This window comes from Bacillus sp. Medicinal_06 (genome assembly GCF_056711665.1).
Window position 1 is genome coordinate 24,123 of record NZ_JBWYHD010000018.1, and the last position, 26,341, is coordinate 50,463.

Here is a 26,341-nt window from a genome sequence, read left to right on the forward strand (position 1 = left end):
AAAACTTCGCAACAGAACCATAAATCACTTCCTTTTTAAAAGGATGGCTTCATATATGTGCGTTACAGAAATTCAAATTAATTTTATATCTTGTCTTTATTAAATTGCATTTACAATAGAAAAGGTGCATATTTACATATCAATGAAAATATACACCTTTCCTCAGCAATATCATCAAAGTATTAGCATCTGGTACAAAAACTTCAGATCATTTACACTATACTATAAACAACTCATATAGGCTTCTATGTCTCTATGAAGCAATTTTTACATTAACCCCTTAAAAAGTAATGCTCTTGATATATTCATAATTTCCTACACTTGATGTGCAGTTATTGGGCTGCCCTATTCGTTTACACTGCTACCCTCAAATAACAACTTTAATAATCACAATTTTCGTTCATAGAGTTGCATCTTTTGTGCTCTCTACTTTTCCATTAATGCAAGAGGTGTCTCTTTTATTCCTTCTAATTTATTTAGTAGATACTTAGCTATCTTTTCAACTGCGGGGGAGCCCACTATTTCTTCATGTGATCCAGGGACTGAATACTTATTTACTCTTCCTTTTAATAAAGGTCCCCAATCTGTAAACAACTCTTTTCCTTCCTCAGCACTAAAGTAGATAACTTCTCCAAAGTATGGTATCAAATCATGCCCTGCCATGATGTTCAGGCATTTCCTATGAGCATTGATAACTTGCCTCAAATTCATAAGATCTGCATCAGGCGGTAACACTCCTTCTATAATTAATCGCTCCACAAGCATATCTTGTTGATGGACGAGTTCTCCTTCCTGCTCTGTAAGATCTCTAGGAATGAAATGCTTAGATATATATGAGAGCATATCCTCCCTTGTTTTATGATCCTCCCCTGAAGGTACTTTAGTATCCATGAGTACCAACAACTCAACTTCTTCTCCTTGATTCCTTAGTACAGTTGCGATTTTATAAGCAATTGCACCGCCTAAAGACCATCCTCCAAGATGATATGGGCCTTCTGGCTGAACACGTTTTATTTCTTCGATGTAAAGTTGAATTACTTCCGACAAGGTCAACTCGTCAATTCCTCTCTTTTCTATGAGAGGATTCTGTAAACCATAAAATGAACAGTGGTTCTTAAGCAATCTTGCTAGTTGAATGTAACAGAATACATTCCCCATAAACGGATGAACGCAGAAGAAAGGTCTTTTCTCTGATTCTTGTAGTGGAACTGGAGCTGATACAGATTTTGTCATACCATGCTTATCACGAATAAGGCATGCAATTCCTTCCACTGTGGGATTCTTAATCAATGTAGACACTTTAATCTCTTTTCCAAACTTCTCCCTAATTTTTGAAACCAATTTGATTACAAGGAGAGAGTGTCCCCCTCTATTAAAGAAATCATCATTTACATAGACATCTTCTATTTGTAGCAAATCCTGCCAGATTTTAATCAACTGATATTCAATTTCATCCCTTGGAATGATTGGTGTAGAGAAGTTATTTTCTCTTTGAATAGTTAAACTGTTCAATGCCTTTCGATCAACTTTTCCATTCGTTGTAAGAGGAATCGTATCTACCTTAATAAAGTGTGCGGGAACCATATAATTCGGTACTTGTGTCTTGAGATATTCACGCCATTCATGTATACTCCCATCTCCAACTACATAAGCGACCAATCTCTGCTCTCCTAATTTATCCTCTGTTACCAAAACTACTGCTTCTTTCACCAATGGATGACTCTCTAGATTCGCTTCAATCTCTTCAAGTTCAATTCGGAAACCCCGAATTTTCACTTGATTATCGATCCTTCCCAAGTAGTCTAAATTACCATCAGATAAATAACGAACCAAATCTCCCGTCCGATATAAACGCTCTTCTTCATTAAATGGATGACGGATGAATCGCTCTGCTGTTAATTCTGGGCGATTCAAATATCCTCTCGCTATACCTGCACCACCAATATATAGCTCACCTGTTACACCAACTGGAACAGGTAACAAATTTTTATCCAATACATAAGTTTGAACGTTCGGCAACGCACGCCCAATTGTAACTCTCTTACTATCTGTTTTGATATGATAGCACGTTGCATCAACCGTACATTCTGTAGGACCATATACGTTATAAAAATCAATTTTTTCAGTCTCTACTAGCTGTTCCCATAATGACGGCATGATTGCTTCACCACCGACCAGTATCTTGCTTGGTACATGAACATCAGCGCTTGTTTCTAGCAACCCTTCATCTATAAGTAATTGAAGTAATGAAGGTGTCATATCAAACATTTCCAACTCATTCTCTCTAATATAGGACACAAATTGTTCCGGATTAGTGCGAACTTCGCTTGGAATAATATATAAACTTGAACCATACAACAACATTTGTAATTGCTGAATAGATACATCAAAGGCAATTGACGCATTTAAACCGATACGCATATTACTAGGTATCTCATGTGAGAAAACTTCTTTTTGTAAACCATATGATAGATTTATTACAGAATGGTGCTGTACTAAAGCCCCCTTTGGATTCCCCGTCGATCCTGAAGTGTAGATAACATACGCTAGGTTTTCCCCTGTTATCTCACATATTGGTGAAAGTTTGCTTTCTTGAGAAATCATTGCTTGATCCCTATCTAGACAAACTGCCTTGATTTCTTTAGGTATCCAACCCACTAATGCCTCATTTGTAACTAATACTTGAATTTCTGTGTCTTCCAGAATATATCGTAGGCGACTTTCCGGATAGGATGGATCTAATGGAACATAGGCTGCCCCAGCCTTCCAAATTCCCATGAGGCCAACAACCATCTCAACAGAACGCTCAAAGCAGAGGCCAACCAATGATTCAGTCCCAATCCCACATTTCTGAAGATAATGGGCCAATTGATTAGCTTTTTCATTCAGCTCCCGATACGTTAGTTGCTGTTTTTTATCCACTACTGCCACCGCATCGGGTGTACGATTCACTTGCTCTTCGAATAATTGATGAATCACATTCTCCCGTGGATAGGATATAGCATTATCATTCCATTCTTCCAATAGTTGTCTTTGTTCAGTTTCCGTAATATATACCAGCTCCGATAGAGTTTGATCAATGTTTTTGAGCATTTGCATTAACACTTGGTGTAAATGGCCTAACATTCGTTCAATAGTTAATCTATTAAACTTACTACGGTCATACATTAACTTTAACGATAACTGGATTCCTGGAACTACAGCCAATCCTAATGGGTAGTGGGTTTGTTCTACTCCTTCCAATTCACCAATTTCCAGATTTTCTGAAGACTCCTCTTTCACTGGATAATTTTCAAACACATATAAACTATTGAACAGTGGTGTCCCTCTAGGAACTTCACTCCACCCCTGAATCTCTGTCAAAGAAGCATACTCATATTGTCTTCTTTCTATCTCTTCCTCTTGTATCTTCTGCAACCAAACCATTACTTTTATATCATCCATCAATTGAATTCGCGTCGGTGACGTTGTAATGAAAGGACCTACGATGTTTTCAACATCAATAATCTCCGTAGAACGCCCTGAGCTTGTTACACCAAAGACAATGTCATTTTCTCCACTATAGCGGCTCATGAGATATGCCCATGCACCTTGAATTACTGTACTCAAAGTAAGTTTATTGCGTTTCGCCCATCCTTGTAACGCTTGGGTCTGCTCTTCTGATAAATAAGTAACCTTCTCTGTGTAACCTTTTTCTTCCTCTTTACTTTTTAAGCCCAGCAAAGTTGGTGCAGTAAAACCTTTAAGTTTCTCTCTCCAAAATTGTTCCGCCTGCTCCTTATCTTGTTCTCTTAGCCATTGGATATATTTCTTATATGGCGATGAATTAGGTAAATTCACAGCTTCTCCATTCATTCTCTTTTGATAGACTGTAAGTAATTCATTAAAGACCAGTGGTAAACTCCATCCATCCAGCAAAATATGGTGATGTGTCCAAACAATCCGATATTCTTCCTCACCTTCTTGAATGACCGTTACCCGCATCAATGGCGCTTCATCAAATAGGAAGGCTTGTTTTCGATCTAATGCCAAAAAGACTTTTCTTTTTTCCTGTATCTCTTCAGTTGTCATTGTGCGCCAGTCTTCTTTGTTCACCTTAAATGGAATATTTTCATACACCACTTGTAAAGGTTCTTCAATTTCGCCCCAAACAAATGCTGTACGGAAAATTTCATGCCGCTGAATTACAGATTTCCACGCCTGCTCAAAAGTAGGAATATCCATTTTCCCTTTAATCATAAAACTTAATTGCACTATATACGGCGCAACATGTTCATCCCCTTGGTCATGCAACGTGTGGAAAATCATACCTTCTTGCAAAGGTGATAGTGGATATAAATCCGTAATTGGATAGTTCTTTCCACGATTCATCTTAGTTAGTACGTTTGTCAAACTCGCTTGGTTAAGATTAGTCATCCCAAAATCTGAAACGGTCAGTGCAGATTCTCTATCTGAAGATTGAATCAATCTGCTCAGTTGATGAAGCATATTCTGTGCAATACTTTGAATCGTTGATTTCGCGAATTGTCCAACATCGTATACCCAAGTGAACTGAAGTTTTCCATCCGTTACAACCCCTATTACATCAATTAAATGCGATCGCTTGGAACCGGAAGCATGATCTAAACGCTTAAATTCGTTCTCCGGAATAAACATTGCATCGTTAGAAAACATTTGGTCAAATTGTCCAAGATAGTTAAAACTAATAGACGGTGTATGTTGAGAGCCCAATTGCTCACACAGTGTTGCGTTCATGTAACGCAACACTCCATAGTCAACACCCTTATTAGGAATTTTGCGTACTTGTTCTTTAACTGCTTTTAATGCTGCAATTGGCGTGTTGGCACTAGTAATATTTAAGTGAACAGGATAAATACTTGTAAACCATCCCACGGTTCTCGATAAGTCAACATCTTCAATAATCTCTTCTCGACCATGCCCCTCTAAATCCACGCTTAATATCGGCTGCCCTGTACATTCTGCCGTAGCTTGTACCAATGCTGCTAATAATACTTCATTAATTTGGACACGATGAGTGCTTAAAGTCTCTTGCAATAACATACGGGTCTCATTCTCATCTAACACCACAGTAATTTCCTCAGTTACTGCGCTTACCGGATCACTTATGGTACCATCTACCGGCAGTATAACTACGTCTTGTTCAGACTGCTGCTCCCAGTAATGCAGCACTTCTTGCGATATTCCAGATTCAGCGTAATGATGTAATTTCTCCGACCACTCTTTAAAGGATGTACTCTTTATAGGTAATTGAATTTTCTGCCCCTGAATTGCTTGAGTATACGCTGTTTGCAGATCTTCCAATAAAATTCGCCAAGAAACACCATCCACGGCTAAGTGATGAATCGTCCAAAATAATCGGCCAGTCTTCTCACCTTCATCAAAATACACCATTCTCATTAACGGACCATCATGTAAATTCAAACTTCCTTGTGCAATATTAATCTCTTTTTGAATAACTTGATGCCAATCGTCTTCCGGCACTTCGTCTAATGAAATGACAGTCAGCATCAATTGTTCTTCTATTCCTTCATTCCACTGTTTCCAAGCCCCATCAGGTAAACGTTCATATCTTAAACGCAGGGCATCATGATGAAGTAAAAGATTACGCACTGACTTCTCCAGTGATACTATGTCCAGTTTCTCTTTCGTTCTAAAGAACATGGATTGATTCCAATGATGTGGGTTAGGATGATTTTGTGCAAAAAACCTTTGCTGAATAGGTGTAAGTATCGTATCTCCAGTTATAATTCCCTGTTCGGCTTGTACACCTTGTTCTTCTTTGACTACTTGTGCCAACTCTGCAATCGTTTGGTGTTCAAATATTTGTTTTGGTGTCAATTGTAAACCAGCTTGCTTCGCACGAGAGACAATCTGAATGCTAAGAATTGAATCCCCACCAATTTCAAAAAAGTTATCATGAATACCAATACGTTTTGAACCCAGCACACGTTCCCAAATGATAGAAAGCATATGCTCACGTTCATTTCTTGGGGCCACGTAGCCTTCTTGTGTTCCTTGATAATCTGGTATAGGCAACGATTTCCGATCAACCTTTCCATTTATGGTTAGCGGTAACTCTTCCATTTCGACAAAATAGGAAGGTATCATATGGATTGGCAGTTTTGTTTTAAGATACTCGCGCCATTCTTCTAAACTGCCTTCGCCCACTACATAAGCTATCAGCCTCTTATCTCCCGACTGATTTTCCCTAACTATTACAACTACCTCTTTTACCAAGTAATGCTCCTGTAAGATCGACTCAATCTCCCCAAGTTCAATTCGAAATCCTCTAATCTTCACTTGATTATCCATTCTTCCTAGATAGTCTATATTACCGTCAGGAAGATATCTCACGAGATCTCCCGTTCTATATAACCTCTCGCTCTTTTTGAAAGGATGGGAAATAAATCGTTCGGATGTTAACTCTGGGCGATTCAAGTATCCCCTCGCTAAACCTGCTCCTCCGATATAGAGTTCACCCATCACACCAACTGGAACTGGTAACAAATTTCTATCCAATACATAAGTTTGAACGTTCGGCAACGGACGCCCAATTGTTACTCTCTTACTATCTTTTTTGATATGATAGCATGTTGCATCAACTGTACATTCTGTAGGACCATATACATTATAAAAATCAATTTTATCAGTCTCTACTAGCTGTTCCCATAATGACGGCATAATCGCTTCGCCGCCGACCAATACCTTACTTGGAACATGAACGCCATCGCACGTTTCTAACAATCCGCCATCTATAAGTAATTGAAGTAATGAAGGTGTTATATCAAAGATTTCTAATTTGTTCTCCCGAATATAAGCTACAAACTGTTCCGGATCACTTCTAACTTCATTCGGAATAATATACAAACTTGAACCATGCAACAGCATTTGTAATTGCTGGATAGATGCGTCAAAGGCAATTGACGCATTTAAACCGACATGCATGTTAGATGATATCTCATGTGCGAAAACCTCTTTCTGTAAACCATGCGACAAGTTTATTACAGAATGATGCTGTACCAAAACACCCTTTGGATTCCCCGTCGATCCCGAAGTATAGATAACATACGCTAGGCTTTCTCCTGTTACCTCACATTTTGGTGAAAGAATGCTTTCTTGTGAAATCATTGCTTGATCCCTATCTAGACAAACTACCTTGACTTCTTTAGGTATCCAATCTTCTAATGATTCGTTCGTAACTAACACTTGAATTCCAGTGTCCTCCAAAATATATCGTAGGCGACTTTCTGGATATGATGGGTCCAATGGAACATATGCTGCTCCAGCCTTCCAAATCCCCATAATACCAACAATCATCTCAACTGAACGCTCAAAGAAAAGTCCAACTAATGATTCAGTCCCAATCCCACATTGCTGAAGATAGTGGGCCAATTGATTAGCTTTTTCATTGAGCTCTCGATATGTTAACTGCTGTTTTTCATCTACCACTGCCACCGCGTCAGGTGTACGATTTACTTGCTCTTCAAACAGCTGATGAATCGCACTTTCTTGTGGATATGCTACGGCATTATTATTCCACTCTTCTAACTGTTTTTGCTGTAATCCTGATAGTATAGGTAACTTAGCTAATGATTTATCAGGATGTTCCACGATTAAATTCAACCAGTTTCCAAAATGTTCAGCCATAGATTCAATAGTTAAACTGTCAAATAACTCAGTCCTATAAACAAAATTAAGCGATAAACCCTCTTCCACTTCTGCAGCAGTTAAACTTAAATCAAACTTAGCGATTGGAGCGTTGCTCTCCATTACTTCTATATTTCGTCCATGTAGCTCTGGTAGTTCCTGTTCCGTATTTTGCAGTGTAAACATGGTTTGGAAAATCGGAGAATGACTTGTACTTCGTTCAGGTTGGATAACCTCTACAATTTTCTCAAACGGAACATCTTGATACTCATACGCCTTCAATGCTTTTAACCGCACTTGAGACAACAACTCTTGAAATGCCGGTGCATTACTTAAATCAGCTCTATAAACCAATGTGTTGACAAAGAAACCAATCAGCCCTTCAATTTCTCGATAATTTCGATTTGCAATTGGGCTGCCAACAATAATATCCGATTGTCCCGTATAACGGGCAAGGAAACTTTGATACGATGCCAATAAGGTCATGAAAAGCGTGGCCCCTTCTTGACGACTTAGTTCGTTTAATTTATCCAGTAATGAGCGTGACAACAACACATTATGAGTTAATCCATGGTGAGTTTGCACTAGAGGACGCGGACGATCCATCGGCAACATTAAGACTGGTAACTCACCAGATAATTCTTCCTTCCAATATGCAAGCTGTTGATTTAGTACTTCATCTTTCAACCATTCTCTTTGCCACTGAGCAAAATCGGCATATTGAACTGGTAGTGGTGCAAGCTCTGCTGGTTTTTCACCAATCGCCTCCTCATAAAATGCTATCCATTCTTGGAGCAAGATTTCCATCGACCATCCATCTGAGACAATATGATGCATATTACACAGAAGAACCCATTCTTCGTCTGAAATTTTCACGATTTGTCCACGGAACAATGGTCCTTGTTCTAAATCAAATGGAGATTCGACTTCAGTTTGAACCCATTGCTCTAATTCTCTTTCTCTCTCCTCTAATGAAAGCTTAGTTAAGTCCATTTGCGGAAGAGGACGGAAAATATACGGTCGAATCTGTTGCACAGGATGACCGTCCACTTCATGAAATACCGTACGCAAAGATTCATGACGCTCTATCAACTGATTCCATCCCAACTCCAATGCTTCAGGTAACCAATTTCCTTTAAGGCGGCATACCATTGGCATATTATAAAGTGCACTATTAGGTGCAAACTGATCAATAAACCATAAGCGCTGTTGGGCATAAGAAAGTGGAATATTATTTCCTCGTTCCATCGGCATCAATGATGGAATTTCTCGTTTTTCGCTCCCCTTACGTAACTGATCCATTCGTTTCGATAATGCCTCGACCGTTGAATATTCGAACAGTTCGCGTACCGGTAATTTAATTTGAAAGATTTCTTGTAAGCGTGAGACCACTTGTGTAGCAAGTAAAGAGTGACCACCAAGCTCAAAGAAAGAATCCTGAACACCAATGTCTCCTATTCCTAGCACTTGACTCCACACTGAAGCGATAAGTTCTTCCAGCGGAGTTCGTGGGTATACAGTATTTTCAGTAGATAGTTCACTAAGTATAGGCAATGCCTTCAAATCAAGTTTTCCATTCGGTGTAAGTGGTAAAAATTCCATCTCAATAAAGTTTGTTGGAACCATATAATTTGGTAAATGTGTTTGTAGATGTTCTCGCCATCCATCGACACTTCCTTCACCCACTATATAAGCTACTAATCTCTTGTCACCTTGCTTATCCTCCCGTACCAATACAACCGCTTCTTTCACAGAAGAATGTGCCTGTAAAACTGCTTCTATTTCTCCCAATTCAATCCGGAAACCACGAATTTTCACTTGGTCATCTATACGACCATGGAACTGGAGATTACCATCAGAAAGATAACTTGCTTTATCCCCGGTGTAATAGAGACGTTCTCCTGACTTGAAAGGATGTGGAATAAATTTTTCCTTTGTGAGATCCGGACGATTAGCATATCCACGTGCAAGACTCTTCCCTCCAATATATAAATCTCCAATCACACCAATTGGTACTAACTGAAGATGAGAATCTAAAACATAAACTTCTGTATTCGCAATCGGTCGACCAATCGATGGCGTACCTTTTGTCACTCCTACAGGTACATAACAATCCGTGGTAACAACGGTATTTTCCGACGGACCATACTGATTGATTACCGCAAAAGGAATATCTTTAGATGGATACTGCGTTAATTGATCCCCACCAGTAATGATAAAATGAAGATCCGTTTTATCTGGCCAAGATAATTTCAAGAGTCTTTCCAGAATAGGCGTAGGTGCAAAACTAGCTGTTATTCGCGAATCAATGAGCCAGTCTCTTAGTGCTTCTGGATTAATTCTCAGTTCCTCTGTTGACAAGTAGAGTGCTGCACCAGCAGTTAGATACGGCCAAATCTCCTGGACAGCCGAATCAAAGGCAATTCCCGCAATCTGGGTCGCACGATCCTCTGTTGTAATACAATAAACTTCTTGATGCCAAGAGACCATATTCATTAATGAGCGATATTCAACCATGACGCCCTTTGGCTTTCCTGTAGAACCAGAGGTATAGACGATATAAGCTAAGTTCTCTGGATTTATCTGCCGTGTAGGTGCAGTTATACTTTCCACTGTTAATTCTTCTAACCTCACCATTTCGACGTGTTCGAAATGGTCTTCTTGTCCTTCCGCTGTCACTACAATTTGAATTCCTGCATCTTCAATCATGTATTCTAACCTTGATTTTGGATACAACGGATCTAAAACGACATAAGCTCCACCAGCTTTTAAAATGCCTAGTAAACTTGCCATGAGCTCAGCTGACCTCGGAAGATAAACTCCCACGACTGACTCTGGAGCGACTCCTTTTCGCTGTAAAACATTTGCCAACTGATTTGCTTGTGCATCCAGTTCACCATAAGTCCACTTTTTTGTTTGATCAACTACGGCAATCGCATCAGGACGCCTTGCAACTTGTTCCTCAAACCTGTCGCAAATAAGACCTTGAGGGGACATTTCCATTACAGTGTCATTCCATGCTTCTAATAACAAATTACGCTCAGCTTCCGATAGCATGCTCAGGTCATGCAACGGATTTTGTGGGTGATGGGAAACTTCGTGTAGCCATTTCTCAAAGTGTCCTGCCATCCGTTCAATAGTTGTAGCATTAAATAAATCCTTATTATATTCAAAAGTAAAAAGTAATCCCTCTTCCGTCTCAGCTACCATTACACTTAAATCAAACTTTGCGATTGGACTATGGCTTTCTATCATTTCAATACTTCTACCAGATAACACCGGGAACTCTTGTTTCATATTTTGCAAGATGAACATAGTTTGGAAGATTGGCGAATGACTTGTACTCCGCTCTGGTTGTACAACTTCTACAATTTTTTCAAAAGGGATATCTTGATATTCATACGCCTTCAATGCCTTTTGACGAACCTGAGACAGAACATCCTGAAATGTCGGTCTACCACTCAGATCAGCCCGATAAACCAACGTGTTGACGAAGAAACCAATTAGTCCTTCAATTTCTCTATAATTTCGATTAGCAATTGGACTTCCTACCAGAATATCTTCTTGTCCCGTATAACGTGATAGAAAACTTTGATATGCAGCTAACAGGGTCATGAAGAGTGTAGCCCCTTCTTGTCGACTTAATTCATTCAATTTGTCATGTAGAGTGCTTGGCAGAACCAGAGTGTATGTCGATCCATAATGAGTTTGTATTGCAGGACGCGGGCGATCCATTGGAAGTTGGAGTACAGGAAGCTCCCCAGACAATTCTTCCCTCCAATATTGGAGTTGTTGATCAAGCACTTCCTCCTTCAGCCATCCTTTTTGCCACTGAGCAAAGTCGGCATATTGAACTGGTAATGGTTCAAGTTCTGCTCTCTTTCCATCCGTGGCTTTCTCATAGAATGCCATCCACTCTTCAAGTAGGACTCTTATTGACCATCCATCTGAAATGATATGATGTAGAGTACAAAGGAGAATCCATTCTGCCTCTCCCACTTGCAAAATACTTGCCCTAATCAGTGGACCCTCGCCTAAATCGAATGGCACTTCTGTTTCTTGTTGAATCAAACGTTTAACTTCTTCTTCTCGTTCTTCTGGAGAAAGCATAGTTAAATCCGTTTTCGGAATTGCTCGAAAAGCATACGGTTCAATTTGCTGCACGGGTTGACCGTTCAATTCATGAAAGACCGTCCGTAATGATTCATGACGCTCTATTAGCTGATTCCATCCCGTTTCCAATGCCTCAGGTAGCCAACTCCCTGTAAGGCGGCATACCATTGGTATATTGTAAAGTGCACTATTAGGAGTAAATTGATCGATAAACCATAAGCGCTGTTGGGCATAAGAAAGCGGAATAGTTTCCCCTCGTTGCATCGGCATTAGTGGTGGAATCTCTCGTTTTCTATCTCCTTTACGTAACTGATCTATTCGCTTTGCCAGTGACTCCACCGTTGCATACTCAAATAGTTCACGTACCGGTAATTCGATTTGAAAGATTTCTTGTAAGCGTGACACTACTTGAGTTGCTAGTAGCGAGTGACCACCGATGTCAAAAAAAGAATCCTGAACACTAATATTTCTTATACCTAACACTTGACTCCATACAGAAACGATGAGCTCTTCCACTGGTGTTCTTGATGAAGTAATATCTTCACTTATGAACTGTGCCTCCAATTCCAGTAAAGCTTTCCGATTCACCTTACCATTTGGCGTGAGTGGCATCGATTCAACTTGGAAAAAATATGCTGGAACCATATAATGTGGCAATTGCTTCTTGAGATATTCACGCCACTCTCCAGTATCTCCTTCACCCACTACATAAGCTACTAACTGCTTATCTCCTGGTCGATCTTCCTTCACCAACACGACAGCCTCTTTTACAGATGAGTGATCATGTAAAGATGCTTCAATCTCTCCCAATTCAATTCGGAATCCTCTAATTTTCACTTGGTTATCTATTCTTCCAATATACTCCAAGTTACGATCATTCATATATCTCACCAGGTCACCCGTTCGATATAATCGTTCCCCTTCCTTAAAAGGATGCGGGATAAAACGTTCAGTAGTTAACTCTGGTCGATTGAAGTAGCCACGTGCCAAGCCTACTCCTCCAAGGTAAAGTTCCCCCGCCACACCAATCGGTACCACCTGTTGATGTTGATCCAACACATACAACTCTGTATTATCAATTGGACGACCAATTGGAATAAGCATTGGTTCTTTTTCTAAATCACAATCATAATAAGTAACATCCACAGTCGCTTCGGTAGGGCCATACAAGTTAATTAACTTTGTTTGCTGAACATCGTAAAATACCCCCTTAAACCGGCGAACCTGTTCAGTATTTAATGCTTCTCCACTAGTAAAAACCTGATTTAAAGACGATACATCCCTTTTCGAATTATTTTGTTCCATATAATCTAAGAAAGTAGATAACATCGACGGAACAAAGTGCATGGTGGTCACACGATATCGTTCGATGTACTTCTCAATCACCCCAGAATCTTTCTCTCCTCCTGGTGTAAGTAAACAAACACGTGCTCCTACAAATGACCACCAAAATAATTCCCAGACAGAAACATCAAACGAAAACGGTGTCTTTTGTAGGATTGTATCCTCCTCAGATAATAAATATTTTTTCTGCATCCACTGTAGGCGGTTGATAACCGAATGATGTTCAATCATTACTCCCTTAGGATTTCCCGTCGAACCCGAAGTGTATATGATATAGGCTAAGTTATTTGCTGTTACCCCACTCACTGGAGCCAAATTACTCTCTTTAGAAATCATTGCGTGATCCCGGTCTAAACAAATTGCTTGAATATCTTTAGGTAACCAGTCCTGTAGTGCCTCTTTTGTTAACAGCACTTGAATTTGTGAATTCTCTAAAATGTATCTCAGGCGGTTTTCGGGATAACTTGGGTCCAGTGGGACATAAGCCCCACCTGCTTTCAAAATCCCAAAGAGACCAATAATCATATCTGGAGAACGTTCAATACATATACCGACCAATGATTCAGGTCCTATACCTCGTTTTTGTAGATAATGTGCCAATTGGTTCGATTTTTCATTGAGTTCTTGATACGTTAGCTTTCCACCTTCATAAACTACCGCCACTGCATCAGGTGTACGTGCAACTTGCTGCTCAAATAGCTCATGAATCATACACTCATGACCATAAACTACGTCAGTATCATTCCATTCTTCTAGGAGTTGTTTCTGCTCTGTGTCCGATAACATTGACAGCTTTGTATATGATTCATCTGGATGATACACGATTTCATTTAGCCAGTTCTCAAAATGGCCTGCCATACGTGCAACGGTACTACTATCAAATAAATCCGTGTTGTATTCAAATGAGACAAATAGACCTTCTTCCACTTCATAGGCAGTTAAACTCAAATCAAATTTTGCAATAGACATATTACTTTCTACCATTTCGATACTTCTACCAGGCAAATCTAGTCGTTCTTGTTTTATATTCTGTAGTGTAAACATGGTCTGAAAGATAGGAGAATGACTCATACTTCGTTCAGGTTGCACAGCTTCTACCACTTTTTCAAATGGTATATCTTGATATTCGTAAGCTTTTAACGCCTTTTTCTTTGTTTGGTTCAAAATCTCCCGAAAAGTAGGGGTGCCACTCAAATCTGATCGGTAAACCAACGTATTAACAAAGAAACCGATTAATTCTTCTACTCCCTTATGATTCCGATTTGCAATCGGACTTCCGACTAGAATATCTTTTTGTCCCGTATAACGAGCAAGAAAGCTCTGGTATGCAGCCATTAAAGTCATAAATAAGGTAGATCCTTCTTGTCGACTTATATCCTTTAATTGACTGAGTAATCTATAAGGAAAAATCACGTGATGCGTATCCCCGGCATAAGTTTGCGTAACCGATCGAGGTCGGTCCACTGGCAGTTGTAATATAGGAAGCTCACCAGACAATTCTTCCTGCCAATACGTAAGCTGACGATTTAGCACATCACCTTGCAACCACTCCTTTTGCCACTTCGCAAAGTCTGCATATTGAATGGATAGTGAACTTAATTTAGCAGGATTCCCGCCAGCTTCTTCTTCATAGAAAGCAAGTAATTCATTCATGAATATACCGATGGACCAAGCATCAGAAATAATATGATGCATCGTACACAGTAATAACCATTCATCCTTCCCTAATTGAACAAGCTGGTAACGAATTAAAGGGCCATTCATTAAATCAAATGGTTTTTGCGCTTCTCTCGCAATTAAACTATCTACCTCTTTTTCTTTTACTTCTAGAGGAAGCTGAGAGTAATCCCTTACAGGTAAGGCTCTAGGAAGGAATTCGACAATTTGTTGTACAGGTTGCTCTCCTACTTCTTTAAAAACAGTTCGTAATGATTCATGACGTTCAATAAGTCGATTGAATCCCTTTTCTAATGCTTCAGGAATCCAACTTCCTTTTAGATGCCATACCGTTGGAATATTATATAAAGAACTGTTTGGGTTAAATTTGTCCATAAACCACAAACGTTGTTGTGCATAAGACAATGGGAGTTCTTCTTTATTCTCCTTTTTTTGCATTTGTTTCTGAAGCCAAGCTCTCTTCTCAGGAGAAAGTGAACTCAGCTTTGCAAGTAAATCACTTCTCATTTTTTTACCCCCTCCTCAACCAAATTACTCTCGAATATCCCTTGTGCTTCTTCCTCTGATAGCTCTTCTAATTGCTTAAGCAGTTCTAGTAATTCTTCATCATTACTCACTTCTGCTTCTTTTTGAATGTAGTCTTGAAGACTTACATTCTCCTTACTATCATTCTGCATTTCTAGATTTTTGTTATAGAGCAATTGATCAATCTGTTCTGCCAATTGCTGCACCGTATGAAACGTAAATAAATCATGCAATGGTAACTCGATTCCAAAAGCATCTTTAATATTGGAAACAGCTTGCGTAGCAAGTAATGAATGCCCACCTATTTCAAAAAACGAATCCTGTATTCCAATATTTTCTACACCTAAAACTTGATGCCATATCGAAACGATTGTTTTTTCCGTAGGTGTACGGGGAGCAATATAACCACTCGCTATCTCCTGTCTTTCTGGTGCTGGTAAAGCCTTCCTATCAATTTTTCCATTTGGAGTGAGTGGAAATGCATTCAATCTGACAAAATATGATGGAATCATGTAATTTGGTAGCTGGTCCTTAAGATAATCACGCCACTTATGAGCATCCCCATCTCCCACAACATAGGCAATCAAATGTGGATCACCAGGATAATCTTCCCGTACCATCACAAGAACTTCGTTAATTAATGCATGCTTTTGTAATGTCGCTTCAATTTCTCCTAGTTCAATCCGGAACCCACGAATTTTTACCTGATGATCGATTCGGCCAAGATACTCCAAATTTCCATCTGGCAAATACCTTACTAAATCTCCAGTCCGGTATACTCGCTCTTCTTCTTTAAAGGGATGCGTTATAAAACGATCTTTTGTTAAGTCAGGGCGGTTTAAATATCCACGCGCTAATCCAGATCCACCAATATAAAGCTCACCAACTACACCAATTGGAACCATTTTTTGTTCAGCACTCAGTACATATACTTCTGTATTGAAGACGGGTTTACCAATTGGTGGTACCCTATGCATGACACCCTTTTCTAATTCCATATATGTGGAATACGTAGTATCTTCGGACGGTCCATATAGGTTGTACACCTTCTCAATCGTACTTCTCTCGTATAAATCTTGAACAAGTGAATATGGTAATGGTTCTCCAGCCAAATTCATCACCTTTACTGAAGAAGGAATTGTTTTTGCTCGAACTAGTTCCTTCGCTGCCGATGGCACAGTATTAATCAAGGTCACACCCTTGGTAGACAACTTGTCTAGATGCAGAGCATTTTCAGCGACAATCACCTTACCACCCATCGTTAAGGGAACAAACACTTCAAAAACGGATAAATCAAAGGATAGCGAAGTGGAAGCCAATACCCCAGCTAAATCCTTTCGGGAATATGTCTGATGGGCCCAATGAATCATTGTTACTGTATTCCTGTGCTCAATCATTACCCCCTTTGGATTTCCAGTGGAACCTGAAGTATAGATAATATAGGCTAAGTTATCACCCGTCACTTCACTCGTACACACTGTAGCTACTTCTTGTTCTATTTCTGCTCGATCACGATCAATACAAATCACGTCAACGGATTTAGGTATAACCATTTTTTGCTGTAACTTTTCCTGTGTCACCAGTACCTTAATATGAGCATCCTCTAAAATATATTGCAGTCGACTTTCCGGATACGCTGGATCAATTGGAACATATGCTCCTCCTGCCTTCATAATTCCTAAGAGACCAACAATCATCTCGGATGAACGTGTAACGCAAATCCCAACCAATGATTCGCATACCACACCATTTCTCTGTAAATAATGTGCTAGCTGATTTGAGCGTTCGTCCAACTCTCGATATGTTAGTTCTTCATCTTCGCATGCTACTGCAATTGCTTCTGGTGTTTTTTTCACTTGTTCTTCAAACAATGTATGAATCGTGCTTTCTTGTATATCTACAACACCTGATTTATTCCATTCCTCTAGTAGTTGCTTATATTCTACTTTCGATAACATATTCAGTTCTGATAATAAATATTTTGGATGAGAGACAATTTGATTTAACCAATGTTCAAAATGACTTGCCATACGTTCAATGGTTGTATCATTAAACAAATCAGTATTGTATTCAAAGGTTAGCGATAATCCTTCTTTCGTCTCCGAAGCAAATAAACTCAAATCAAATTTTGCAATAGAAGCATGACTTTCCATGAGTTCCATGTGTCTTTCAGATAGCTGGGGAAACTCTTGTTTCGTATTCTGTAAAGTAAACATGGTTTGAAATATCGGTGAATGACTTGTATTCCGTTCCGGTTTTACGGATTCTACCACTTTCTCAAATGGAATGTCCTGATACTCGTATGCTTTTAGTGCTTTTTTTCGTACCTGCGACAAAAGTTCTTGGAACGTCGGATTTTCACTGAAATCAGCTCGATAAACCAACGTATTTGCAAAGAAACCTATTACCCCCTCAATCTCTTTAACATTTCGATTTGCAATTGGGCTTCCAACCAAGATGTCGTCTTGTCCTGTATAACGAGAAAGGAAGCTTTGATACGCTGCCATCAATGTCATAAATAAAGTGCATCCTTCTTGCAGACTTAAATCTTTGATCTTTTCCTGTAGGGAATTCGCCACCATTAAGGACTGACTTGCACCACGGTGGGTTTGAACCGCAGGTCGAGGACGATCCATCGGTAATTGTAAAACCGGTAGCTCCCCAGACAATTCTTCCTTCCAATATTGGAGGTGTTGATCCAAATTCTCTTCTTTTTGCCATTCCTTCTGCCACATGACAAAGTCTGCATATTGGATAGATAACTCCTTCAATTCCACCGGTTTTCCGCTTAGTTCTCCTTCATAAAAAGCCATCCATTCTTCAAGTAAGATTCCCATTGACCATCCATCCGAAATAATATGATGCATCGTACAAAGGAGAACCCATTCTTCCCTGTCCACTTTCAATACTCGTGTTCGAATCAGAGAACCTTGTCCAAAATGAAATGGTTCCTCCGCTTCGTTTTGAATGAGCCGTTTCATTTCTCTTTCCCTATCTTCCAAAGAGAGATCTGTTAGATCCGTTTGAGGGATATGTCTGAATTCATGAGATTGAACCTGTTGAAAAGGTTCACCCTCTTGTTCTAGAATTATCGTCCGTAATGATTCATGACGCTCCAACAACTGATTCCATCCGGCCTCCAATGCTTCAATTGACCATTTACCTGTTAAGCGACACGCTGCATGAATATTGTACATCGCACTATTTGGCATTAATTGATCAATAAACCATAGACGTTTCTGCGCATAGGAAAGTGGAATAGATTCTTCTCGTGTCATAGGTACAAGGGGTCGAAACTCTCGTTTTTTATCTTCTTTGCGCAACTGATCTACTCGTTTCGCTAATGCTTCCACTGTATCGTGCTTGAAAAGTTCACGTAGCTGGATTTTAACCTGGAACAATTCTTGTAATCGAGAGACGATTTGAGTGGCGAGTAGTGAGTGCCCACCCTGTTCAAAGAAGGAATCCTGAATACTGATATTTTCTGTTCCTAACACTTGACTCCAAACCGAGGCAATAAGCTCTTCCGATGGCGTCCGAAGTAGAACATTTAAATCTCCAATAGTTTGCTCATCAGGTGCTGGCAAGGCCTTTCGGTCGATTTTCCCATTCGGAGTAAGCGGGAACTGTTCCAACTCTACAAAGTGCGCTGGAATCATATGATTCGGCAATTGGTTTTGTAGATACTCTCTCCACTTTCGGGTATTTCCATCGCTTATTACATATGCAACCAATCGCTGATCGCCCGGACGATCTTCTCTAACTAATACGACAGCCTCTTTAATAAACGAACATCTTTCTAAAGTCGCTTCAATTTCTCCTAGTTCAATCCGAAAACCACGCATTTTTACTTGATAGTCCATTCTACCTATAAATTCTATATTTCCATCAGTTAGATATCTTACTGAATCTCCTGTTCGATATAGTCGTTCCCCCAATCGAAATGGATGCGAAACGAATTTTTCAGCAGTAAGATTCGGGCGATTTAAGTATCCACGCGCTAAACCAGCACCACCAATATATAACTCACCCTCGATTCCTATTGATTGCAAGCGTTGATTTTGGTCTAATACATATAATTGCGTGTTTTGTATCGGCTGCCCAATAGAAACAAATTCTTGATTAGTCTGAATGTCAAATGCATTTACATAAATAGTGGCTTCAGTTGGTCCATAAAAATTGGTTAATTTTACTTGTCCGCTATGATTCCATTGCTGTTGAAATCGTCTAACTAATCCTGAACTTAGTTCTTCTCCACCAGAAAACACATGACGTACGGACGAACATTTCATGTTCAATTCAATATGATTGAAGTGATCTAAGAAAACAGATAACATAGAAGGAACAAATTGAACTATAGTAACCTGATATTTTTCAATCACTTCAGCTATAATGGAAGGATCTTTTTCTCCACCTGGAGGCAGGAAAGATACACTTGCTCCAACGTGAATACCCCAAAATAACTCCCAAACAGATACATCAAATGAGAATGGGGTTTTCTGCAAGACCACATCCTTTTCAGAAAGTGGATATTTATGTTGCATCCATTCTAGGTAATTGATTACTGAATGATGCTCAATCATCACTCCCTTTGGATTCCCTGTAGATCCTGAGGTATACATAACATACGCTAAACTTCTTCCTGTTACACTACTTGTACATGGGGTTGATTCTTGTTTTTCAATTGCAGTATAATCTTTATTCATACAAATCGTTTCAATATCTTCAGATACATATAAATTTTTCGAATTTTCTTCCGTCACTAGTACTTCGATTCCAGCATCCTCTAATATATAACGAAGCCGACTCTCTGGATACGTAGGATCAAGTGGAACATACGCCCCTCCTGATTTTAGAATCCCTAATAACGCTATCATCATTTGTAATGAACGTTCCATATATACCCCGACTAGAGACTCTGGACCTACACCACGCTTTTGTAAATAGTGTGCTAGCTGATTCGCACGCTCATCCAATTCTCTATAGGTAATTTGTTCATTTTCGTAAATAGCTGCAATTGCTTCTGGCGTTTTCTTAACTTGCTCCTCAAACACCGTATGAATCATGCCTTCAGCTGAATATTTTACTTGAGTATGATTCCATTCCTCTAGTAACTGTGTCTGCTCTTCCACTGTTAAATGAGTAATTTCAAAGAGTTTTGAATCTAGGCTCTTCGTCATCTGAATTAATATTTGCAATAAGTGACCCTGAATCCGATTTATTGTTTCTTCATTAAAATAGCTTCGATCATACATCAACTTTAAAGTAATTTTCTTACCAGGCATTACAATGAGTGTTAAAGGGTAATTTGTTTGTTCCGCGCTTTTAACATTTAGTAATCTTAAATCATCATTTCTCTCACCTTGAATTGGATAATTTTCAAACACATACAAAGTATGAAATAAGGAGCTATTCCGCGGAACCTCACTCCACCCTTGAATATCAACTAATGAATTATACTCATATTGTCTTCGTTCCATTTCTTTCATCTGTATTTTACGAAGCCAATCTACGACTGATGTATCATCCGTTAATCGAATTCTAGTAGGTAATGTGTTAATAAATAGACCCACCATATTCTCTGCTCCTATCAAATCAGTAGGACGTCCAGAGCTAGTTACACCAAATACGATATCACTTTCACCGCTATACCTACTCATCAAATAGGCCCATGCGCCTTGTACTAACGTATTCAATGTTAATCGACTATTTCGTACCCACTCTTGTAAATTCTCAGTGATTTCCTCAGATATCTGATAAACACACTCTCCATAGCCCTTCTCCTGTCCTTGATTCTTTCTTTCCATCGCTAATGGCGTAGGTGCATAAAACCCCTTTAATTCTTCTGTCCAAAATTTTTCTGCTTGACTTTGATCTTGTTTATTTAGCCACTGGATATATTTTTTATAAGGAAGAGATTTAGGAAGATTCAACAATTCTCCCTTTATCATCTTGAGATAAACTTCCATCACTTCACTAAAGACCAATGACACACTCCACCCATCTAGCAAAATATGATGATGTGTCCAAATGATTCTCATTTCCTCTTCTGTTTCTTTAATCGCAGTGATTCTCATCAATGGTGCTTCATCCAATAAAAATCCTTTTCTACGATCTGCAGTCAAAAACTGGTGTAATTTCTTCTCCCTCTCCTCATACGAATGAGTACTCCAATCCTCTTGATGAATAGTAAAAGGCAGACGTTGATAAACTGCTTGTAGGGGTTTTTCTACTTCCTCCCACACAAATACTGAGCGTAGAACCTCATGTCGATGAATAACATATTCCCAAGCCTTTTCAAAAGTAGCAACATCCAATTGCCCCCCAAGTAAGAAGCTTACTTGTACAATGTAGGAATAAGAATGTTCATCATCTTGATCGTATAAAGTATGAAACAGTATTCCTTTTTGTAAAGGTGATAATCCATATATATCAATAACATCTCCCATTTTTACACCCTCTTCTTTGTTAATTTAAGTAATACTTTGCTCAAGCTTTCTTCCGTAAGGTCCTCCGCATCAACAAAATCTGATACTGTAAAAGCAGACTCTGTTGTTGGTTTATTTATAAGTTGATGAAGATACCTCAACATACCATCTGCTATCGCTTGAATTTTCAACCTAGAAAACTGTTCTCTACTATACATCCAAACAAAATGTAACTTCTCATCTTTTACCATACCGATAACCTCAATTAGATGAGATGGCTTGGAATCTGGAGCATGATCTAAAAATGTAAACCCTGTCTCTTGTATAAACAAAGATTCCTTTGAAAACACTTGATCAAATTGGCCCAAATAGTTAAAGCTTATTGAAGGCTTTTGCTGATAAAACGGAAGTAATTCTTTTTTCAAGTAACGTAAAATACCATAGTCAACTCCGCGATTTGGAATTTGACGCAATTGATTTTTTACAACCTTTAATCCTTCAATAGGTGTTTTAGTTCCTTGAAAATTTAGATGAACAGGATAAATACTCGTGAACCAGCCCACTGTCCGTGATAGATCAATACCTTCAATCATCTCTTCTCTCCCGTGTCCTTCTAGATGAATAGAAACTGTTTTCTGATTTGTACAATCAACAATAGCTTGTCCTAATGCCGCCAATAGTACTTCGTTAATCCTTGTCTTATGAGTCACTGGGACTTCTTGTAACAATGTATGTGTTTCTTTTACTCCTAAAGTCCTCGTCACTTGATCAATCAATTCTTCTGTTGTTTCTTGTATTGGATAGTCCATTGGAATTTTCATCGTTTCTTTTTCTACTTGTTCATTCCAATAATTTTGTACTTCTTTTGAAATACCCGAATTACTGTATGTCTGAAGTCGTTCCGACCACTCTTTAAAAGATGTACTTTTCGCAGGTAAACTAACTTCTTGATCTTGTTTCATCTGGTTATATACCGCCTGTAAATCTTCCAATAGAATTCTCCACGATACTCCATCTACTACTAAATGATGAATCACCCAGAATAGTAGATCATTCCCAGTCAAGGTGTCCTCAAAGTAAACTACTCTCATTAACGGACCAGTAACTAAATTGAAACTAGCTTGATTAATGTTCATCTCTTCTTGTATTATTTTATTCCACACTTGTTCATTAGCTTTTTTCCGTTTTATTACATGAAGTACTGACTGCTCATTAGTGCCTTCATTTCTCTGCCTCCACGTTCCATTTGGTAACTGTTCGTATCGGAAACGTAAAGCATCATGATGTTTGAGTAAATTTAATATTGCTCCCTCTAGTAACTTCACATCCAATCTCTCTTTTACTCTTAAAAGCATCGATTGATTCCAATGCTCCGGACGTGGATGTTCTTGTTCGAAGAACCAGTACTGAATTGGAGTAAGAGGCACATCTCCTGTCACAATTCCCTGCTCCGCTTGTGCTCCTTGTGTTTCTATAGCCACTTGTGCCAGCTCGGCAATAGTTGGGCATTCAAACATTTGCTTTGGAGTAAGTTTTAACCCCACTTGACTTGCTTGAGATATGATTTGAATACTGAGAATCGAGTCGCCACCAATTTCAAAGAAATTATCATAAATTCCTACCTTTTTAACACCTAATACTTGCTTCCAGATGGTAGCTAGTATCTTTTCGTTGCTATTACGAGGGGCAACACATTCACTGTTAATCTGCTTTTCATCCGGCATAGGTAAGAACTCACGATCAACTTTACCGTTGGCAGTTAGAGGAATGGCTTCCATTGTCACAAATCCTGAAGGGACCATATAGCTCGGTAGTTTCGCTTTAAGATACTCTCTCCACTCGCCTACATTTCCATCTCCTACAACATATGCTACTAATCGTTTATCACCCAGTTGATCTTCTCTAACAATTACAACAGCTTCTTTTATAGATGCATATGCATTTAAAGTAGACTCAATCTCTCCAATCTCAATTCGGAAACCACGTATTTTAACCTGATGATCAATTCTTCCACGATAATCCAGATTTCCATCCGGCAAATATCTCGCTAAGTCTCCTGTCCGATATAATCTTGCTTTCGGATCACTACTAAATGGATGAGATATAAAGCGCTCTGCAGTTAATTCAGGTCTATTTAAATACCCACGTGCAAGCCCTGCCCCACCAATATAAAGCTCACCATCTACACCTATAGGTACCGGTTGTTGATAAGCGTCTAGTATATACACTTCTAAATCTGGAATCCGCTTTCCAATATTACTTCTTGAAGCATGCTGCACATCATCTTGAGTAATTGGATAATATGTAACATGAACTGTAGTTTCTGTAATTCCATACATATTAATTAACTGTGGTTCTTTGTCCCCATACATTTGAAACCATGGTAACAAACTAATAGGTTCTAACGCTTCTCCGCCAAATATCACATAACGCAGCTGCAAGTTTTTATTCTTATCTTCTTGTTCACACACTTGTATTAATTGTCGAAACGCGGAAGGTGTCTGATTTAGAACTGTGACTTCTTCCTCTATCAATAATTGATAAAAATCCTTAGGCGACCGACTAATCCAGTATGGAACAACAACCAATTTCCCACCATATAATAATGCTCCCCAAATTTCCCATACTGAGAAATCAAATGCATAAGAATGAAAAAGAGTCCAAGTATCTTTTTCATTAAACTGATACCAACAATCCGTCGATTTAAATAAACGAATGACATTGTGATGCTCTATCATAACGCCCTTTGGATTCCCTGTTGATCCCGAAGTATAGATTACGTAAGCTAAGTTTTGGGAACTTACATCGGAAACCGGCAAGGTCTTATTTTCTTGTTCAATCTTATCTCTTTCACGATCCAGGCAAATCGATTTAATATTTTCTGGTAACCATTTCAATTGTTTTAAACCTTCTTGCGTTACGAATAATTGAATGCTAGCATCCTCTAAAATATATTGAAGTCGCTGCTCTGGATATGTTGGATCAAGTGGAACATAAGCTCCACCAGCCTTCAAAATCCCTAAAATACCTACAATCATTTCTAAAGAACGTTCAACGCACAGTCCAACTAAAGTATCAGGTCCTACTCCTTTCTTCTGCAGATAATGAGCTAACTGATTTGCACGTTCATTTAGCTCCCTATAAGTAACTTTTCCTCTTTCATACTTAACTGCAATAGCATTTGGACAAATCATCGCTTGCTGTTCGAACAATTCATGAATAGTTACTTGAGGTGGAAAATCAAGCTTAGGATTATTAAACTCTACTAAACTTTTTCTTTTATCTTCATCAGAAATGATTTCGATTCCAGCTACCTTCTGCTTTGGGTTTTCAAAAGTGTTTTCTATTATCGCTAACATAACGTTAAAAAAACGTTTTATCTCTTCTTTAGAAAATAGCTCCTCACGATAATCAATATGTACATGTAAAGAGTCTATATCAATTAAATTTTCAATATGCACTGCAAAATCTTGTACCTCTTCACGGTTTGGAATCCATAGTGAGTCACCACTTTCATCACGATTTCTATAATCAATCGTAGTTCCGAAAAGTCTCACATTGCTGTTATTCTCTTTATTAATCTGCTTTAATAACAAATCAAATGGATATTTCTGATGTCTTAATGATTTACTTTGTTTTCTGGACACCCTACCAATAAATGAAAGCACTTCTTCTTCTGGATCAATATCCATTCTTAAAGGAACTGTACTCACCATCATTCCAATCAATTCTCGTTCCATTTTAGTCATGCGGTTGCCGTAAGCCATTCCTAATGTAATATCAAGCGATGAGGTCCACCGATACATGGACAACGAGAAAGCAGCAACAAAAAGGGTATATAAACTAAATTTATAATCTTCAGAAAATTTATCTAACTTTCTCTTCAAATGCTCCGATAATATAAACGTCTCGCGTGATGCTTTGGTACTAATTTGGTACGTATTATAGGGCTTCAATCCGGTCACAGATGGAAGTGTTTTAAATTCCTCTAACCAGAATTTTTGATCTTTTTGAAAGCGACTACTATTCAAGTATGTTTGTTCATTGGCCAGAAATTGAACATATGAATTTTTAATTTCGTCTTCCTCAGTCTCGTTATGCATTTCATAATAATATTTTGCAATCTGACTGGTAAATATTTGGATTGATAAACCATCCATGATAATATGATGAACATTCCCAAAGACTGCACATTCATTATCGTTTAATTTTATTAAAGCGAAATAATATAAATTTGAATTAAATAATGTAAACGTTTCTTTTGTTTTCTGCTCAATCCATTCCTCAAGCAAATCTGAATCCTCCACAGAACTGAAATCGAAAAACTCAAATTCTTGTTCTTCATGTTTAATAAAATATTGTTTAGGTTCCTGATGCCCATTTTCTTTTAATCTGATGCACAGACCGTCATTTTCACTGATAACACGATTCACAACTTGGTTTAATTTTGAATAATTCATTTTTCGATGAAGTTTAAATAAGAATCTTAAATTACATATCCCTTTATCAGAATGAATAACTTCTGTATACCATATTCTTCGCTGCGGGTGACTTAATGGATAACATTCCTCATTGGTCATAAAAAA

The 26,341-nt window shown here is 38.6% G+C and carries 3 protein-coding genes; all 3 read right to left on the minus strand.

The window, feature by feature from the left end; genetic code table 11:
- Window positions 1–426 precede the first annotated feature (426 nt).
- The 3 genes from AC1M36_RS25315 to AC1M36_RS25325 are packed head-to-tail and all read right to left on the minus strand — an operon-like array spanning window position 427 to window position 26,335.
- Window positions 427–15,309: a non-ribosomal peptide synthetase gene (locus AC1M36_RS25315; RefSeq protein ID WP_479846320.1), complete on the minus strand. Its 14,883-nt coding sequence runs from the start codon at window positions 15,307–15,309 to the stop codon at window positions 427–429.
- Window positions 15,306–21,776, minus strand: coding sequence for an amino acid adenylation domain-containing protein (locus AC1M36_RS25320; RefSeq protein ID WP_479846321.1), 6,471 nt, complete (start codon window positions 21,774–21,776; stop codon window positions 15,306–15,308). The genes AC1M36_RS25315 and AC1M36_RS25320 overlap by 4 nt, the downstream gene beginning before the upstream one ends.
- A 2-nt stretch (window positions 21,777–21,778) precedes the next feature.
- A complete protein-coding gene (locus AC1M36_RS25325; protein ID WP_336454155.1) occupies window positions 21,779–26,335 on the minus strand; it encodes an amino acid adenylation domain-containing protein in 4,557 nt (1,518 codons plus the stop codon).
- Between the last annotated feature and the right edge of the window lie 6 nt (window positions 26,336–26,341).

Bases quoted from the DNA above. Each gene is read 5' to 3' on its own strand.
- AC1M36_RS25315 (WP_479846320.1), bottom strand. From the start codon at position 15,309: ATGAGAAGTGATTTACTTGCAAAGCTGAGTTCACTTTCTCCTGAGAAG.
- AC1M36_RS25320 (WP_479846321.1), bottom strand. From the start codon at position 21,776: ATGGGAGATGTTATTGATATATATGGATTATCACCTTTACAAAAAGGA.
- AC1M36_RS25325 (WP_336454155.1), bottom strand. From the start codon at position 26,335: ATGACCAATGAGGAATGTTATCCATTAAGTCACCCGCAGCGAAGAATA.